The 15,846-nt window shown below is 58.0% G+C and carries 16 protein-coding genes; 4 read left to right on the forward strand and 12 right to left on the reverse strand.

Annotated elements, in window-relative coordinates; genetic code table 11:
- The 6 genes from msrQ to ACM6I0_RS26075 form a co-directional block, all read right to left on the reverse strand.
- Positions 1–609, reverse strand: a 609-nt coding sequence (msrQ, locus tag ACM6I0_RS26050) for a protein-methionine-sulfoxide reductase heme-binding subunit MsrQ (RefSeq protein ID WP_414923622.1), incomplete at its 3' end; no start/stop codon positions are given.
- Complete coding sequence (gene msrP / locus ACM6I0_RS26055) at positions 609–1,622, reverse strand: protein-methionine-sulfoxide reductase catalytic subunit MsrP (protein ID WP_285433654.1); 1,014 nt, start codon at positions 1,620–1,622, stop codon at positions 609–611. The genes msrP and msrQ, both read right to left, overlap by 1 nt.
- 63 nt (positions 1,623–1,685) lie before the next feature.
- A complete protein-coding gene (pssA, locus tag ACM6I0_RS26060) occupies positions 1,686–2,543 on the reverse strand; it encodes a CDP-diacylglycerol--serine O-phosphatidyltransferase (RefSeq protein WP_285433656.1) in 858 nt (285 codons plus the stop codon).
- A gap of 146 nt (positions 2,544–2,689) precedes the next feature.
- The gene (gene ilvC / locus ACM6I0_RS26065; protein WP_007948647.1) at positions 2,690–3,706 is read right to left on the reverse strand and encodes a ketol-acid reductoisomerase; all 1,017 of its coding nucleotides are present in this window, start codon (positions 3,704–3,706) and stop codon (positions 2,690–2,692) included.
- A gap of 48 nt (positions 3,707–3,754) precedes the next feature.
- Positions 3,755–4,246 carry an acetolactate synthase small subunit gene (ilvN, locus tag ACM6I0_RS26070; protein WP_003176102.1) on the reverse strand — a complete coding sequence of 164 codons (492 nt, stop codon included), beginning with the start codon at positions 4,244–4,246 and terminating at the stop codon, positions 3,755–3,757.
- A 2-nt stretch (positions 4,247–4,248) separates the two neighbouring features.
- Positions 4,249–5,973, reverse strand: coding sequence for an acetolactate synthase 3 large subunit (locus ACM6I0_RS26075; RefSeq protein WP_285433658.1), 1,725 nt, complete (start codon positions 5,971–5,973; stop codon positions 4,249–4,251).
- A 398-nt stretch (positions 5,974–6,371) separates the two neighbouring features.
- Between ACM6I0_RS26075 and ACM6I0_RS26080 the strand changes: the two genes are divergently transcribed.
- Positions 6,372–6,785 (forward strand): DUF4124 domain-containing protein, encoded by a 414-nt coding sequence (locus tag ACM6I0_RS26080; protein ID WP_285433660.1) that lies wholly within the window; start codon positions 6,372–6,374, stop codon positions 6,783–6,785.
- An 18-nt stretch (positions 6,786–6,803) separates the two neighbouring features.
- On the opposite strand, the gene ACM6I0_RS26085 is transcribed toward ACM6I0_RS26080, so the two are convergent.
- Genes ACM6I0_RS26085 through mrcB form a run of 3 tightly spaced genes read right to left on the reverse strand, consistent with a single transcriptional unit; the run spans position 6,804 to position 10,217 of the window.
- Complete coding sequence (locus ACM6I0_RS26085; RefSeq protein ID WP_285433661.1) at positions 6,804–7,139, reverse strand: YqcC family protein; 336 nt, start codon at positions 7,137–7,139, stop codon at positions 6,804–6,806.
- Complete coding sequence (locus ACM6I0_RS26090) at positions 7,139–7,876, reverse strand: tetratricopeptide repeat protein (RefSeq protein WP_414923623.1); 738 nt, start codon at positions 7,874–7,876, stop codon at positions 7,139–7,141. The genes ACM6I0_RS26085 and ACM6I0_RS26090 overlap by 1 nt, the downstream gene beginning before the upstream one ends.
- A gap of 16 nt (positions 7,877–7,892) precedes the next feature.
- Positions 7,893–10,217, reverse strand: coding sequence for a penicillin-binding protein 1B (gene mrcB / locus ACM6I0_RS26095; protein WP_222588464.1), 2,325 nt, complete (start codon positions 10,215–10,217; stop codon positions 7,893–7,895).
- 118 nt (positions 10,218–10,335) lie between these two features.
- Here mrcB and ACM6I0_RS26100 point away from each other — a divergent pair, with 118 nt between their 5' ends.
- The 3 genes from ACM6I0_RS26100 (at position 10,336) to ACM6I0_RS26110 (ending at position 12,841) form a co-directional block, all read left to right on the forward strand.
- A complete protein-coding gene (locus ACM6I0_RS26100; protein ID WP_414923624.1) occupies positions 10,336–11,892 on the forward strand; it encodes an AAA family ATPase in 1,557 nt (518 codons plus the stop codon).
- A gap of 90 nt (positions 11,893–11,982) precedes the next feature.
- Entirely contained in the window at positions 11,983–12,327 is a 345-nt protein-coding gene (locus tag ACM6I0_RS26105; RefSeq protein ID WP_285433667.1) for a pentapeptide repeat-containing protein, read from the forward strand.
- Positions 12,328–12,568: 241 nt separating this feature from the next.
- Positions 12,569–12,841 carry a TfoX/Sxy family protein gene (locus ACM6I0_RS26110; RefSeq protein ID WP_003228231.1) on the forward strand — a complete coding sequence of 91 codons (273 nt, stop codon included), beginning with the start codon at positions 12,569–12,571 and terminating at the stop codon, positions 12,839–12,841.
- Positions 12,842–13,100: 259 nt separating this feature from the next.
- Here the strand turns inward: ACM6I0_RS26110 and ACM6I0_RS26115 are convergent, their stop codons facing one another.
- Genes ACM6I0_RS26115 through ACM6I0_RS26125 form a run of 3 tightly spaced genes read right to left on the reverse strand, consistent with a single transcriptional unit; the run spans position 13,101 to position 15,727 of the window.
- A complete protein-coding gene (locus ACM6I0_RS26115; protein ID WP_285433669.1) occupies positions 13,101–13,955 on the reverse strand; it encodes a ChaN family lipoprotein in 855 nt (284 codons plus the stop codon).
- 21 nt (positions 13,956–13,976) lie between these two features.
- Positions 13,977–14,744: a heme ABC transporter ATP-binding protein gene (locus ACM6I0_RS26120; protein ID WP_414923625.1), complete on the reverse strand. Its 768-nt coding sequence runs from the start codon at positions 14,742–14,744 to the stop codon at positions 13,977–13,979.
- Positions 14,744–15,727 (reverse strand): FecCD family ABC transporter permease, encoded by a 984-nt coding sequence (locus ACM6I0_RS26125; RefSeq protein WP_285433686.1) that lies wholly within the window; start codon positions 15,725–15,727, stop codon positions 14,744–14,746. Before ACM6I0_RS26125 ends, ACM6I0_RS26120 begins: the two co-directional genes overlap by 1 nt.
- Positions 15,728–15,846: the final 119 nt, after the last annotated feature.

Raw genomic sequence — 15,846 nt, forward strand, 5'->3', positions numbered from 1 at the left:
TGCAGAAGAGGTCTTTTTAGCTATCAAACGCGGAATTCGGCGCGTCACAGCAGGGATTCGTAACGCCAATAGCAACGTCCCTATAGCTGCATAAATGGACCACTCCCTCAGATCGGCACGAACGATCCACAACATATGCAGCAGTCCAAGCCCGAGAACGACATAAACAAGCCGGTGCAGTTTCTTCCAGCGCACTCCCAGTCGTCGCTGACTATAACGATTGGAGGTCACTGCCAACGCCAACAAACACAAAAAGCCCAACGTCCCGACAATAATGTACGGCCGCTTGCGCAACTCGACGCCCAGCTGCGACCAGTCAAATCCAAGAATGAACGCCGTATAGCCGCTCAGATGCAGAACCACATAGGCGAAACACCACAACCCGAGTTGCCTGCGGACGGCAATCCAACCCGACCATCCGGTAAGCTTCTGCAGTGGCGTCATGCTTAAAGTAATAAGAAGCAGGATAAGCGTCCCCAGCCCCAACCGATCAACCAGCACTTTGCCAGGATCAGGACCCAATACATCTTCCCAGGCCTGATACAACCAAAGCAGCGGCCATACCGCAGCAGCTATAAAGACGCCAATTCGCCAAAAGGAAAAACGCATCAGTAATTCTTCCGCAGATCGAGCCCTGCATAGAGAGAAGCGACTTCATCGGAGTAGCCATTGAACATCTGGGTATCCCGCACATTTGGCTTGAACAAGCCGCTCGGCAAACGACGCTCGCGCGCTTGTGTCCAGCGTGGGTGATCGACCGTGGGATTCACGTTCGCGTAGAAACCATATTCATCGGCGGCAATGCTCTGCCAGGTCGTTTTCGGCTGCTCGCTAACCAGACTGATCCGCACAATCGACTTGATGCTCTTGAAGCCGTACTTCCAGGGCACGACCAAACGCAGCGGCGCCCCGTTCTGATTCGGCAGCTCACGCCCATACATACCCACCGCCAGAATCGCCAACGGGTTCATTGCCTCATCGAGTCGCAGCCCCTCTATATAAGGCCAGTCGATCAAGGCGAAGCCAGAACGCTGTCCAGGCATGCTTTTCGGATCCTGCAGCGTTTCGAACCGGATGAATTTGGCCTTCGACGTCGGCTCGACTTCCTTGAGCAACGCAGAGATCGGAAAACCCATCCAGGGAATGACCATCGACCACGCTTCAACACAGCGCAGACGATAGATTCGTTCCTCCAACTGATAAGGCTTCATAAAGTCTTCCAGCGCATACCGGCCTGGCTTACCCACCTCCCCGTCCACCACAACACTCCACGGCTCAGTCTTCAGCGCACCCGCATTGGCCGCTGGATCACCTTTATCGGTGCCGAACTCATAGAAGTTGTTGTAGTGGGTTGCGTCCTTGAAGGGCGTGATTGCCTCATCCTTGACGTTGACCGCCCCCCACTTGGTAGAAGGAAGCTTTTCGGCAAACCAGGAAGGCGCCTTGCCTGGCTCGACATCGGCATAACGAGCAGCATCGTCAGCGCTAGCCCAACGCGGCAGAGCGCTCACAGCCAAACCGGCAACGGTTGCGCCCAGTAGATTACGTCGGGAGAGATAGAACGATTCAGGCGTGACGTCCGACTCATGGCAGTCAGACGCTTTGGGGATTTTGATCAGCATGGCAACTCCGCAGCATTGGAGGACAGATGCACCAATAGACTGCGGAGTATGAGCGAAATTACATCACTCGGTTTTTTTGTGGCGACGAAGATGCAAAAGGTATTGAACCGGACCAGATGCCGCGTAAGCAAGGAAAACCAGTAGCAAAATACGCGGCGGATCACTGAACACCACAGCAAACACCAGCACCACCGCCAGGATCGCGACAAAGGGGACACGCCCCTTCAAGTCCAGCTCCTTGAAGCTGTTGTACTTGATGTTGCTGACCATCAACATGCCCGCAGCCGCGACCATCAACGCAACCAGGAATGACATCTTGGAACCCTGGATCCCGTAATCGCTGAATGCCCAGACAATCCCGGCAACGACACCTGCAGCTGCCGGACTGGCCAGACCGATGAAGTAGCGCTTATCAGCCGTGCCAACTTGTGTGTTGAACCGCGCCAGTCGCAACGCAGCGCCCGCCACATAGATGAAGGCAACCATCCAGCCAACCTTGCCCATGTCGCCCAGGGCCCAGCCAAATGCCAGCAACGCCGGCGCGACACCAAAGGCGACCATATCCGACAGCGAATCGTATTCGGCGCCGAATGCACTCTGTGTGTTGGTCATGCGGGCGACTCGACCGTCCAGGCCGTCGAGCACCATGGCGACAAAAATCGCGATTGCGGCAAAAGCGAAATACTTGCTTGCGCCTATCGAATCACCGGCACTCAGGGCACTCTGGGCGCTCATTGAGTTGATGATGGAATAAAACCCTGCGAACAGGTTCGCAGTGGTGAACAGATTCGGCAGAAGATAGATACCACGATGCCGGACTTTACGACCTTCAGCGTCATGCCCTTCCTCGATGTGCTCATCGATGGGCAGCAGGCTTTCGGCGTCAGAAGCCTGGTTTGGCTCTTCGGGACGTTCGCTCATGGACAATACCTTGCAACGGGGGTGGAAAGTTTCGACAGGTGTCTGGGACGACGGTTCGGCCGCAAACGATGCAGCTTTATACCAGAACCGACCGCCCAAACGAAAAAACGCGGCATAAGCCGCGTTTTTTTGTACAAGTGCGCGACTTAGTTTTTAGCTTTGTCGACGATCTTGTTGGCACCGATCCACGGCATCATGGAGCGCAGTTGCTCGCCGATGATCTCGATACCGTGAGCGGCGTTGTTACGACGCTTGGCGGTCATCGAAGGATAGCCGGTTGCACCTTCGCTGATGAACATCTTGGCGTATTCGCCGTCCTGAATACGTTTCAGGGCGTTGCGCATGGCCTGACGGGATTCGGCGTTGATCACTTCCGGACCGGTCACGTACTCGCCGTATTCAGCGTTGTTGGAGATCGAGTAGTTCATGTTGGCGATACCGCCTTCGTACATGAGGTCAACGATCAGTTTCAGTTCGTGCAGGCATTCGAAGTAGGCCATTTCCGGCGCGTAGCCAGCTTCAACCAGGGTTTCGAAACCGGCCTTGACCAGTTCAACGGTACCGCCACACAGAACGGCTTGTTCGCCGAACAGGTCGGTTTCAGTCTCGTCCTTGAAGGTGGTTTCGATGATGCCGGTACGACCGCCACCGACGCCAGCGGCGTAGGACAGTGCAACGTTTTTGGCGTTGCCGGAAGCATCCTGATAGATAGCGATCAGATCAGGAATACCGCCGCCTTTGACGAACTCGGAACGCACGGTGTGGCCCGGAGCCTTCGGCGCGATCATGATCACGTCAAGGTCAGCGCGCGGAACAACCTGGTTGTAGTGGATCGCGAAACCGTGGGAGAAGGCCAGGGTGGCGCCTTTCTTGATGTTCGGCTCGATTTCGTTCTTGTACAGGGCAGACTGGAATTCGTCCGGGGTCAGGATCATGACCAGGTCGGCAGCAGCAACGGCGGAAGCAACGTCGGTCACTTTCAGGCCGTGAGCTTCGGCTTTGGCAACAGTGGCCGAACCTTTACGCAGACCAACAGTAACGTCAACGCCGGAATCTTTCAGGTTGCACGCTTGAGCGTGGCCTTGGGAACCGTAACCGATGATGGCAACTTTCTTGCCCTGGATGATCGACAGGTCACAGTCTTTTTCGTAATAAACTTTCATGAAATTCCCCTATATATCCAGGCCGTTCAGGCCATTCGCTAATTTGGTTTAGATGCTGAGTACTTTGTCGCCGCGGGCAATACCGGTTACGCCGCTGCGGACGGTTTCCAGAATCGAAGCGGTGCCAATGGACTGAATGAAGCTGTCGAGCTTGTCGCTGGTACCGGTCAATTGAACGGTATACACGCTAGCGCTGACATCAACGATCTGCCCACGATAAATATCGGTGGTGCGCTTGATCTCGGCGCGCTGGGCACCGGTGGCCTTGACCTTGACCAGCATCAGTTCGCGCTCGATGTGAGCACTCTCCGACAGGTCGACCAGTTTGACCACTTCGATCAACTTGTTCAGGTTCTTGGTGATCTGCTCGATGACTTCATCGTGCCCCACCGTGGTCAACGTCAGACGCGACAGGGTCGGGTCTTCGGTGGGTGCCACGGTCAGGCTTTCGATGTTGTAGTTGCGCTGCGAGAACAGGCCGACTACACGAGACAGAGCGCCAGGTTCGTTTTCCAGAAGCAAGGAAATAATGTGCCGCATGATTAAGTACGCTCCGTCTTGCTCAGCCACATATCGCGCATGGAGCCGTCTTTGATCTGCATCGGGTAGACGTGCTCGCCAGCGTCGACCTTGATGTCGATGAACACCAGGCGGTCCTTCATGGCGAACGCTTGCTCCATCATCGGCTTCAGATCTTTCAAATCCGTGATGCGCATGCCGACGTGACCGTAAGCTTCAGCCAGCTTGACGAAATCGGGCAACGATTCCATGTAGGAGTGCGAGTGACGCGCGCCGTAGCTCATGTCCTGCCACTGACGAACCATGCCGAGTACGCCGTTGTTGAGCAGAACGATCTTCACCGGCAGGTCATGCTGCAAGCAGGTCGACAGCTCCTGGATGTTCATCTGGATGCTGCCTTCACCGGTCACACACGCCACATCAGCGTCCGGGAAGCTCAGTTTCACGCCCATCGCGGCCGGAAAACCGAAGCCCATCGTGCCCAGGCCACCCGAGTTGATCCAGCGGTTTGGCTTGTTGAAGCGGTAGTACTGCGCCGCGAACATTTGATGTTGACCCACGTCCGAAGTGATATAGGCATCGCCCTTGGTCACTTCGTGGAGGGTTTCAATCACGGTCTGCGGCTTGATGATGCTGCCGTCACCCTTGTTGTAAGGGAACATGTCGCGATCACCGCGCCACTCTTCAACCTGCTTCCACCAGGCAGCAACCGACTCCTTGTTAGGTGTCTCGCCGATTTCCTTGAAGGTAGCGACCATTTCAGTCAGCACACTTTCCACCGGGCCTACGATCGGAACGTCGGCCTTGATGGTCTTGGAGATCGAAGCGGGGTCGATGTCGATGTGGATGATCTTGGCGCTCGGGCAGAACTTCGACGCACCGTTGATAACACGGTCATCAAAACGCGCGCCGACAGCCAGGATCACATCCGCATGGTGCATCGCCAGGTTGGCGGTGTAGCTGCCGTGCATACCAAGCATGCCGAGGAACTGACGGTCGCTGCCCGGATAGGCGCCGAGGCCCATCAAGGTATTGGTGACCGGTGCGTTCAGCAGTTGCGCCAATTCGGTCAACGGCGCGGAGCCATTACCCAGGATGACGCCACCGCCGGCATAGATGATCGGCCGCTTGGCCGCCAACAGCATTTCCACGGCTTTGCGGATCTGGCCCGAATGACCACGAACCGCCGGACTGTAGGAACGCAGCTTGGCTTTTTTCGGGAAAATGTATTCGAACTTCTCGGCCGGGTTGGTCATGTCTTTCGGAATGTCGACAACGACAGGACCGGGACGACCGGATTGCGCCAGGTAGAAGGCCTTCTTCATGACTTCAGGGATTTCCGAAGCATGCTTGATCATGAAACTGTGTTTCACGATTGGCCGGGAGATACCGATCATGTCGGTTTCCTGGAACGCATCGGTACCGACCATCATGCTAGGCACTTGGGCGGTCAGGATCACCATCGGGATCGAGTCCATGTACGCCGTGGCAATACCGGTAATGACGTTGGTCGCACCAGGACCTGAAGTCACCAGAACGACGCCAGCCTTGCCGGTAGCACGCGCATAGCCGTCAGCCATGTGAGTGGCAGCCTGCTCATGACGAACGAGAATATGTTGAACAGCTGGTTCTTTGAACAGCGCGTCATAGATATGCAATGCGGCACCACCCGGGTACCCATAGATATACTTGACGCCTTCGTCACGCAAAAAGCGGACGATCATCTCACCGCCAGATAAAAGCTCCACGTTGTCCACCTCTAAAACGCCAGAATACCGCCCACATAAGAAGGGACGGGTCTAATAGGTTTACTTCTCAGCAGAGCATGAGCGACGGTGGTCGCCGACTACGTCAGCACTGACTGAGCAAGTATTGGGATCGTCCCAAGTGTTGCGGGCCTTTCCCACCCAGCGCGAGGTAACGCGTTGCGGGTGTAACAGGTCGGCGCGGATGTGCGCCTCATGATCTGCTGAGTGGGTCTGCTTCTGGCAGTCCCTCTACAGCGGACTTTGGATTCTTCTGTTTCGTCCCCTGCAAGTCAAGTCGTCTATGTGCTTTATTGAAGTAAGCACATGAGAAAGCAAGAAAAAACCGCTAAACAGCAACTGTGTTAGCTTCAATTGCGCAACTCTGGCAAGGAAATGGCATGCGAACGTTCATCATGGTCAGTCTGCTGATCAGCCCTTTGTGTATGGCGGGACAGATCTACAAATGGGTCGACGCCCAAGGCGTTACTCACTTTGACGCACAACCGCCCCAAGGAGAGGAGGTCACGACCGTGGTGACGCCCTCCTCGCCTTCCGGCAAACCGGTCACGCCATCGCACAGCACCGCGATCGGCGATCAACAGGCCATCGACAAGACAGTAAAAAAACAGGTCGCCGAGCAGCAAGCCCAGCTAAAGGTATTCTGCAATCAGGCGCGAACGAACCTGGCTCAACTGCAGAACAATCCGCGTTTGCGTGAAGAAGTTGACGGCGAGATGCGTCGCCTCAATGACGAGCAGCGTCAGGAACGAATTTCCGAGGCACAAAAACAGATCGAGAAAAACTGCCAGTAGGTACTGGCAGTTTCCAATTCAGCGGGAGGCAGTGATCAGCAGATCGAACTCTTTGAGCAAGACCTGCAACTGCCGGTCCTTGCCCTGGACATTGCGTCCGGCGAAGACCATTTCGGCCATTTCCTGAATTCCCGACGCGTTGGGCAATGGCAGATCCTGCTCAAGGATGGCCTTCATGCGCGGCAGGAAGATCCATTGCAGCCACTGCTCGAAATCCAGCGTATCAACCGAAAACGGCTCGACGCTGGACAACGCTTCAGCGGAGGGCGAAACCTCGTCCCACCATCCCTGAATTCGCAGTTCACGCTCGATCAGCAATAGCTGCTCGGCAATCTTGGGGAAGCGTGCATCCATCACGACGTAACCTTGGCCTTCTGACGGGCGAGTGCCGCACCTGCGGAATCCCCTTGCTTCTCACGCGCCTGGGCGATCAATTCCCACAGGCTAGCCTGAAGCGCAGGACGACCATTGGCGAACGTCAGACCACGACGGGCGAATTGTTCAGCCTGCGGCGCATCGCCTTGAGCCATGCGCACCTGAGCCAGACGATAAAGCACTTGCGGCTCGCGCGGCGCGACACGCTGGGCGCGCTCAAGACTGGACGAAGCACCGTTGAGATCACCGTTGGCCTGTTGCTGTTGAGCGGTGGTCAACAATGCCAGTACCGGGCCGTCCAGTTGTTCATCGGCAGACAAGCCACCGCCGGTACTGGCCGAAGGAATTCCGCTCGGCGTCGACGGCATGCTGTAGCTGCCCTGATTGATTGGCGCCGACTGCACCGGCGAGGTATCAATCGGGCCGGGCGTAATCGGACCCGGCGTGATCGGCGCTGTGCTGATCGGTGCCGACGTCACCGCGCCACCTCCAGGAACCATGACCACCACACCGGTATCGCCCTGCGGGATTGCCTGAGGCTGGGCTTGCACAGGGCGCTTCACTGTCGTTTGGCGGAAGCCGCCATTCGCCTGAATCCGCTCGCTATTTGAAACAGCGCTGCCGGAATCCACAACCGGAATCGAACCGCGCTGTACGGTGGAGCAACCGCTGAGCAAAGCCACGGCGGTAACCGCTGGAATCAACCACTTGTTCACTTGAAATCCTCTTTGCTTAGTTCATCCAGCCCTTGACCCAATCCATCACCGTCTCGCCGGAAGCAGGGCTTTCGCCACCGCAAGCGGCGCCGGGAGGCGGTTCACTGCCGCGAATATACGGCATCTGCACCGCGCCTGGGCAGTTCGCATCGGAGCCTTGCCCTGTACGCGAATCGACCCAGGCCTGAACAACGTTGTCCGGCTGCGGCATGTCCAGCGGCAATGGATCGGCCTTGCGCATGAAACTGGTCCAGACTTGCAAAGCACCCGTGGCCCCCGTGAACGGCGTCTTGCCGTTGTCATCGCGACCCAGCCAGACCACCGCCAGCAAATCCTGACTGAAACCTGCAAACCAGCTGTCTCGCGAGTCATTACTGGTCCCGGTCTTGCCGGCCAGGGTCAGGGTTTTCGGCAAAACGTTATAAACCGAACTACCGGTGCCTTCACGCATGACCCGCTGCATGGCGTTCTGAATCAGGAAGATGGAGCCCGGGTCGAAACGCTGTTCAATCTGGAACGGATAGCGCTTGAGCGGTTCGCCTTCGGCAGTCAGAACGCTACGAATTCCGCGCATCGGTGTATTGAAGCCACCGTTGGCCAGCGTCTGGTACATGGTTGCCACTTCCATCGGCGTCAGACCGCCAGCCCCCAGCAACATCGAAGGGAACGCCGGGAACTCGCGACTCACCCCAAGACGCGCCAGGGTCTTGAGGACATTTGGCACGCCCATCGCCAACCCGAGACGCGCGGTCGACAGGTTGTAGGAATGCGCCAGGCCTTGATAGAGGAACACAGTCCCGTGGGAGCGGCGATCGTAGTTCTGGGGTTTCCAGACCTGGCCGTCCGCGCCTTTGACCGAGAAGGAGTCGTCCGACAGCCAACTGGTCAACGTGTACTGGCTTGGCTTTTCCAGGGCAGTCAGATAAACCGCAGGCTTGATCAAGGAACCGATCGGCCGCACCGCATCCAGCGCGCGGTTGAAGCCGGCAAAACTGGCCTGACGACTGCCGATCATGGCCTGGACTTCACCGGTTTCCGGGTTGGTCACGACCATCGCCGCTTCGACGTCATCCGAGCCTTTGCGCCCAGCCAGGCGCTTAAAAGTGTCATTGACCGAGGCTTCGGCTTTCATCTGCAGGATCGGATCGAAACTTGTGAAAATTCGCATGCCTTCTCCGGTCAAGTCTTCGTCGCGATAGTCTTCGCGCAGCTGACGCTTGACCAGATCGAGGAAACCCGGGAAAGAGCTGTCCGCCAGTTTGCCGCGGGTCGTCACGCCTAGTGGCATGTTCTTCGCGGCGGCGACTTGCTCGGCAGTGGCGACGCCTTGTTGCTCCAGGACATCAAGCACCAGATTGCGCCGCTCCAGCGCCCGCTCCGGATTGCGACGCGGGTTGTAATAGGACGGCCCCTTGACCATCCCCACCAGCAATGCGACTTGATGCAGTTTCAGCTCGGACAATGGCTGGCCGAAGAAGAACTGGCTGGCCAGACCAAAACCGTGCACCGCACGCTGACCGTCTTGACCGACGAACACTTCGTTGAGGTACGCCTCGAGAATTTCCTTTTTGTCGTAATGCAACTCAAGCAGCATCGCCATCATGGCTTCGGTGAGCTTACGAGTCAGGCTGCGCTCGCTGGTGAGGTAGAAGTTCTTCACCAACTGTTGCGTCAGGGTACTGCCGCCCTGGGTCATCTTGCCGCCAGAGGTATTGACCCAGACCGCCCGGGCAATCGACTTCGGCGACACGCCCCAGTGGCTATAGAAATCCCGGTCTTCCACGGCCACCAGGGTTTCCAGCAGATACGGCGGGACCTGATCGATTTTGATCAGAATGCGATCTTCGAGGTTTTTTGGGTAAATCCCACCGATCAGCAGCGGCTCCAGGCGCACCACGGACAGCTTCGAACCGTTGGTCGCCGAAAGTTCGGCTACATAATCGCCGGAAAACCGCACACGCACCGGCTGAGGCTTCTCAAGGCCTTCATAAAACTGGAAACCACGGGTATTCAAGTCGACGGTGTTGCCGTTGACCGCCGCAGCGCCGGGGCCGTTACTGACGCTTTCACGTCGATAGCCCAATGCATCGAGCTCGGTGAGAAAGTCATCCTTGCTCAGCTTTTGGCCTGTGAACAGTTCAAGCGGGCGCGCGTACACCTTGGCCGGAATGGTCCAACGCTTGCCGGAGAACTTCTCCTGAACCACGGCATCGAGGTAAACCGCGAACCCGGCGAGCACAACGAGGCCCACCAGGCTGAGTTTAAGGGCCCAGCCCAGCCAGGGGCTCAAGCCCTTGGAAGGTGGTTTTTTTGGGGTGCGGGGGGATCGAGTACGAGTCATGGCGGCGGATTATACGCACTTTATTCATACTCAACAGAAGCCTGCCGAGGTTTGCGTCAGGCGGACTTGCGGCCATAATGGCGGCCGTGAATTTTCCCCAGACTCTGAAGGATCGCCTGTGAGCCAGTCCCTGATCGCCGCCCTGCAAAACCCGGCCCTCTACCCGCATCCGGTAGACGGGTTCCAGATCATCGAGACCCATATCTCCTGGGTCATTCTGACAGGCCCCTTTGCTTATAAAGTGAAGAAGCCGGTGAATTTCGGCTTCCTTGACTTCACCAGCCTCGACGCTCGCAAGCATTTCTGCGGTGAAGAGCTGCGCCTTAACCAGCGCCTGACCAAGGATTTATATCTGGAAGTGTTGCCGATCACCGGCAGCGCCGAAGCACCGCAACTGGGCGGTGAGGGTCCGGTTGTCGATTACGCGCTGAAAATGCGCCAGTTCCCACAAAGCCAGTTGCTCAGCACCCTGCAAGCCAACGGCGAACTGACCACTGCGCACATCGACGAGATGGCCGAGCAGATTGCCCAGTTTCACCTCAGCGCACCGAAAGTCCCGGCCGAACACGAAGCCGGCACCCCGGACAGCGTTATGGCGCCGGTGCGTCAGAACTTCGAACAGATCCGCCCGTTCCTCAGCGACAAGGCTGACCTGCTGCAACTTGATGCGCTGCAAGCCTGGGCTGAAAGCAGCTTCGAACGCCTCAAGCCGCTGTTTGCTCAGCGCAAGGCCGGTGGATTCATCCGCGAATGCCATGGCGACATCCATTTGGGTAATGCCACCGTGATCGATGGCAAGGTCGTGATCTTCGACTGCATCGAGTTCAACGAACCGTTCCGCTTCACCGACGTTTATGCCGACACCGGTTTCCTGGCAATGGACCTGGAAGACCGTGGCCTCAAGAGCCTGGCGCGTCGTTTCATCAGTCAGTACCTGGAACTGACCGGCGACTATCAGGGCCTTGAGCTGCTGAACTTCTATAAAGCCTATCGCGCTCTGGTTCGCGCCAAGGTCAGCCTGTTCAGCATGCCGGCCGAGGCCGACCCGGTGCAGCGCGCCACCACCCTGCGCCAGTACCGCAACTACGCCAACCTGGCAGAAAGCTACAGCACCATTCCTTCGCGCTTCCTGGCCATTACTCACGGTGTGTCGGCCGTTGGCAAAAGCCGCGTGGCCATGCGTCTGGTAGAAGCACTCGGCGCCATTCGCCTGCGTTCGGATGTCGAGCGCAAACGTCTGTTCGGCGAGCAAACCGTACCGAACGATCCACAGGCCGGCATTTATAGTGCCGACGCCAGCGTCGCTACTTACAACCGACTGCATGAGATTGCCGCCGTTATCCTGCGTGCCGGCTTCCCGGCCGTCATCGATGCAACGTACCTCAAGCGCGACCAGCGCGACGGCGCGGCAAAAATTGCCGAGGCTACCGGTGCTCCGTTCCTGATCCTCGACTGCAATGCACCACAAGCGGTCATCGAGGGCTGGCTGGCGTTGCGTCAGGCCGACAACAAGGACCCGTCCGATGCCAACCTGGCGGTCATCGAAGCCCAGCAGGCGAATCGTGAGCCACTGACGCCAGCAGAAATCCTGTGCAGCAAACGCATCCAGACCAACGAAAGCGGGACCCTGGACACTGTCGTTGCGCAAATTCGTCAGCGCATGCCAGGCCTGTAAAAACTATTTCAGCCGTGAAGCCTTTGCCGGCTTCACGGCTGTCAAATAGTGGCACTATACTGGCGTCATAAAACCATCAGGTGATGCGACATGAGCCAGCCAAAACTTCTCGACACCCCGCTTTATGCCTTGCTGCACAAAGACGACATCACCGGCTTCAATGCCGAACGTGCCAGCCACGCTTCTGTCGACATGGTCGGCGGTGATTTCCGTGGTCTGGACCTGCGCGAATTGAATGCCGACGGCGTCGATTTTACCGATGCCTATTTCCGCTCCGCCGATCTGCGCGGCATCGACTTTCGCAACGCTTGCCTGGAAGGCGCCAGCCTGGCCCACGCACAGATCTCCGGGGCCTACTTCCCGGCAGAGCTGAGCGCTGACGAGATTCTGATGTCGATGAATTTCGGGACACGCTTGCGTTACCGCACCCGCTAAAAACGACGTTCCCCCCGAAAGTCCAACGCCCCCGCTTAGCGTTGGACGCTGTGTATTTTGCCGCAATAGGCAACTCCCTCGCGCATCCTCCTACTGCAACCGCAGACTTTCCCCCAACGCATCGCGCCTTCGCTTAGAAGCTTTTGCGTCGAAACCGACCAAACAATCACGCTTTTCCTACTGATGGCTACACTCCTGAGAAGCTCGCCCACGCACCGTTCGGCCGTCGCAAGGAGGCTTGATGAATGATGAACTGCAACACCTGAAGAATCTTGGCAAGACGTCGGCGCAGTGGCTGCATGCCGTGGGCATCCACAGTGCATCGGACTTGCGTCGCCTGGGGGCGGTGGATGCATATCGAGCCGTGCGCACGCGCGGGTTTCGAGCGTCCAAGGTGTTGTTGTATGCGATCGAAGGCGCATTGATGGACGTGCACTGGAACGACATTCCAGCAGAACGCAAAGACGCCTTGAACAAACAACTGGAAGCCATCTCGTCACGTCACAAGAATTGAACCGGTAAATTTCTGGCGAGGGAAAACCCTCGTCATTACAGGGCTTTAGTAGTGAGAAAAACGACGGACTGATAGAAATCAAAAAACAGCGATTGACACGCAAATGAGAATCGCTATGATTATCACAACTGGTCGCGAGACTGGTCGATATTTGAAAAGCCCTTGGTTCGGACTCTCAGATATCTCCTCATCAGGCTAATCACGGTTATTTGACCCGGCGCTTGCCGGGTCTTTTTTTGCCTGCGGAAAAGTCGTCGGATTACTGGCTGAACTGCTTACGCATTTGCGCACAGTAATCCTGGGCTGGCGCGACCACAGGCGTGTACCACACGTAATCAGCCATGGCCGATGTCACCTCGGCGCCCTGCTCTGCCAGCAACAAAACGGTTGGCATTTGCGCCTCTCCCAGATCCAGCACATGAATCGGCACACCCACATCCTTGCGCGCATGATAGGCACCGGCCAATAACATCGAAGGCCTCGCAGCCGCCAACAAGCGCTCGGCCATTCGCCGGTCACGTTGTTGCTGGACCGCCAGCATCGCCGGCATTTGCGAGGCGGGCAGCAGGCCGCAATGGGAATCGCTTATCTGTCCCAGCAACTCAGTCTTGACCGAAGCCGCATTGGAGCGCGCCCCTTTGAGAACCGGCGGGTTGGCGTAGACGGCGCGGACGTCGAGATTGTCCAGATTTGCCGCCAACAATGGGTAGGGCTGAGTCAGCGCAAAACGCACAATGGGCCCATACAGATTCCAGTCCCATCCCGGCTGCCAGGCTAGCGCACCGGGCAGATCCGCCGGCAACGTCGAAGCGTGGTGCACATCATCGACACGCAACTGTTGATCCGGCGTGAGCATTTCCAGCAGCAGACTGCCTTGCGGACGCCGCTCGCCCAGGGCATGCAACAACCACAATTGCAGTTGATGATGATCACGATTGTCATGCTGCTCGCCAACGATCAGCCGCGAAGATCCGGCCAGCCGTGCAATCAGTTCAGGGGCCGTCAGGACCTGGCCACTGTTCAGGTCGCGAATCTCACCGGCGACCGGTGGTGGGTTCGTCAGATGCTGGCACCCACTCAAGGCCAGCAACGCCAGTAGCAAAATCACACGCATGTGCTCACCTCGATGAAATGTTCAGCGGGCGATGATCAGCGGATGCCCACGCTCCGGGTGTTGCTGCACCAAGACATCCAGACCGAACACGGCTTTGAGGGGCTCGGGCTGCAACACCTGCTGCGGCGTATCGAGCGCCACCGGCCGCCCGCCTTCGAGCAGCAACAAGCGATCACAATAACGCGCCGCCAGGTTCAGATCATGCAGGATCACCAGCACCGCAGCGCCGTGATCGGCAAACTCACGCACCGCTTGCAACGTGGTGTGCTGATGCAGCGGGTCGAGCATCGAGGTCGGCTCATCGAGCAGCAGCGTCTGCCCGGCTTCACCTGGCCACAACTGCGCCAGCACCCGAGCCAGATGCACCCGCTGACGCTCGCCGCCGGACAAAGCCAGGTAACTGCGACCACTCAAGTGCGCCGCATCGGCAGCGTGCAAGGCAGCGGCGATGATCTCGTCATCCCGGACCCGCCCGCTTTGATGAGGCAAACGGCCCATGCCGACCACCTCTTCGACACGAAAGGCAAAGTCCAGGGTCGATACCTGCGGCAAGACGGCCAATCGCCGAGCACGCTGCGCCCCGCCCCAGTGACTCAACTCCCGCTCATCGAGCCAGACGCTGCCGAGGTCGGCCTTCAACTCGCCACACAAGGCACCGAGCAAGGTGCTTTTGCCGGCGCCGTTTGGCCCGAGCACGCCAAGGACCTCGCCCGGCATGAGCTCAAGCGTAATGTCTGTCAGAACGATTTTGCCGCCCCGACGGATTTGCAGACTCTGCGTTCGCAACATCAGGCGCGCCCCCTCAGCAGTAAGTACAGAAAGAACGGCGCACCGATAAAGGCCGTGACAATCCCGATCGGCAGTTCCGCCGGCGCCAGCGCAAGCCGTGCGACCAGATCGGCAAACAGAAGAAGACTGGCACCCGCCAGCACTGAGGCCGGCAACAACACCCGATGATCAGGACCGGCCAACAGTCGCACCAGATGCGGAACCACCAGACCGACAAACCCGACCATGCCCGCCGCCGCCACCGCCGCACCGACGCCCAGCGCGGTGCAGAACACTAACTCGCGCTTGAGCCCTTCGACGTCGATGCCCAGGTGACCGGCCTCCGACTCGCCCAACAACAAAGCATTTAATGCGTTGGCCCGCCGTGGCAGCCAAAGCGCCACCCCGACAGTCACCAACAGTAATGGCCAAAGCCGCGAATAACTGGCGCCGTTGAGGCTGCCCAGGTTCCAGAACGTCAACGTACGCAAGGTCGAGTCGTCGGCCAGATAAGTAAACAGTCCGACCGCCGAGCCGGCCAGGGCAGTCAACGCGATTCCCGCCAACAGCATAGTTGCGACATTCGTTTGGCCATTGCGCCGTCCCAGTCGATACACCAGCGCCGTCACACCCAACCCGCCGAGAAACGCACACACTGACAACACATAAGGACCGAAAGACTCCGGCAGGCCGCCGAACATCGAACCACCGACAATTGCGATGGCCGCGCCCAATGCCGCGCCACTGGACACGCCGACCAACCCCGGATCGGCCAAAGGGTTTCGAAATAATCCCTGCATCGCCACGCCGGACAACGCCAGCACGCCACCCACCGCCAGCCCCAGCAAGGTCCGTGGCAGGCGAATTTGTCCAAGAATCAGTTCGGCCTGTTCAAGACCGTCAGGCGCAATTGGCAGGCCGATCATGCGCAACGCCGCGCGCAAGGTGTCGAACAACGGCAGACTCACCGGGCCCAGCGCCAGCGACAACCAGATCGCCAGCAAACACAGCAGGCTCAAACCAACGAACAAGGCACGGGGTTTAACCAGAAGGGTCATCGGGCCGCCACACACGTCGGATCAAGCTCAAGGACGTTACCGGCGTTCACCGTGCAGGTCGCAGA

It is taken from the genome of Pseudomonas sp. IT-P294 (assembly GCF_949767865.1).
In the GTDB taxonomy this organism is placed as follows: Bacteria; Pseudomonadota; Gammaproteobacteria; order Pseudomonadales; family Pseudomonadaceae; genus Aquipseudomonas.